Genomic DNA, 1,726 nt, shown 5'->3' with positions numbered 1-1,726 from the left:
TGGCCGCGCCGTCGGCGGGCCAGGTGTTCGCGTCCGATGCGCGTGATGTCGGCCAGAGTCTGCGCGCGGGCTCGGGTGCGGGGAGTGCTCGCCATGGCCCTCACAGTAACTGCCGCTCTTTTCAGAGAGCACTGCTCTTGCTTTATCGCCTCCATGGGTGCACACTCGGTACACCAGAGAGCACTGCTCTCCCTTTCCTCGAATGGAGCGATCATGACCGAACTTCACGTCGTTACCGGAGCCGGACCCGTCGGCGCGGCAGTTGCCGAACAGCTTGCTGCGCAGGGGCATTCGGTGCGCGTCCTCACCCGATCCGGCAGCGGACCCGAGCACCCGATGATCGAACGCCGCTCCGTCGACATCGAATCCGACGATCTTCGACCCCACCTGAGCGGTGCCACCGCCGTCTACCACTGCACCCACGTCGCGTACGAGAACAAGGTGTGGCGCGACAAACTCGTCGCCATGGACAACCGCGTGCTCGACGCGGCCGCGGGCACCGTTGTCGCGTTTCCCGAAAGTCTGTACGCCTACGGCCGGGTCGACGGTCCGATCCGCGAGGACTCGCCCCGAGACGCGACGTTCCGGAAATTGGGAGTACGCACCGAACTCCTCGCTGCGCGTGATGCGCACGCAACACCCACCGTCAGCGTCGCCGCCTCGGATTTCTACGGACGCGCGTGCTGACCTCCCACATGGGTGAGCGGGTGATCGCGCCCGTTCTGGCGGGCAAGCCGATCCGCGTCATCGCCTCCGCCGATCTACCCCACTCGTTCACCTACGTCCCGGATCTGGCAGCCGCGATGATCACGGCCGCGGCGTCACGGTCGCTGTGGAACACCGTCCTGCATGCACCCACCGCTCCTGCCGTCTCGCAGCGGGCGATGATCGAGATGTTCTCGGCTGCAGCTGGACTCACCACACCGAAGGTCGGCGTCATTCCGACCTGGGTGATGCGCGCGCTGAGCCTGGTGCCCGGTCCGATGAAAGAACTCGGCGACACGCTGTACCAGTTCCGCTACCCCTACGTCCTCGACTCGAGCCGCAGCGAGGCGATCCTCGGACAGCAGCCCACCTCACTCGTCGACGGTACGGCCGCCACGATGGCGTGGTGGGCCGCGACTCCCGCCGTCTCCGTGTGACGGGCGGGGGCTAAAGTCCCGTCGGTGAGCGACGCTTCCTTCCGTACCCGACTGCGCGAATCCCCGGGGGTCGGCAAGCTGACGACCATTCGGTTCGCCGGTCAGTTCGGCGACGGGTTGTTCCAGGCCGCGCTCAGCGGTGCCATCCTGTTCAACCCGGAGCGCGCGACGAATCCGGCCGAGATCGCAGCCGGATTCGCGGTGCTGCTCGTCCCGTACTCGCTGGTGGGGCCGTTCGCCGGAGCCCTACTCGACCGCTGGGATCGCCGCTCGGTCCTGCTGTGGGCCAACATCGTTCGCATCGTGCTGATCGTCACCACCGCGGTACTGCTGTGCGCCGGGGTGGACGCCACACCGTTGTTGCTGTTGGCCTTGGCCACCGTGGGGCTCAGTCGTTTCGTACTCGCGGGGGCGTCCGCGTCGCTGCCCCACGTGGTTCGACAATCGTGGCTGGTTCCGATGAACTCGGTGCTGGCCACCGTCGGATCCGGTTTCGCGGCGGCAGGTGCTGGCCTCGCCGTCGCAGTGATCGGTGTCGTCGGTGCAGGCGATCTCGGCTCGGGGGGTCGCCGTGGGTCTCGCGG

At 67.3% G+C, this 1,726-nt stretch carries 2 pseudogenes; both read left to right on the top strand.

From position 1 onward, the window contains the following. The first annotated feature begins 213 nt into the window (after nucleotides 1-213). Nucleotides 214-1,142, top strand: a pseudogene (locus RHBS_RS27530) (NAD-dependent epimerase/dehydratase family protein). Between the two features lie 24 nt (nucleotides 1,143-1,166). Then, nucleotides 1,167-1,726 (top strand): annotated as a pseudogene (locus tag RHBS_RS27525) (hypothetical protein); the annotation flags it as partial.

The organism is Rhodococcus sp. BS-15 (assembly GCF_000813105.1).
Lineage (GTDB): Bacteria > Actinomycetota > Actinomycetes > Mycobacteriales > Mycobacteriaceae > Rhodococcoides.
Note: the sequence above shows the minus strand (reverse complement) of the source record. Positions and strands in the feature narration are given on the sequence as shown.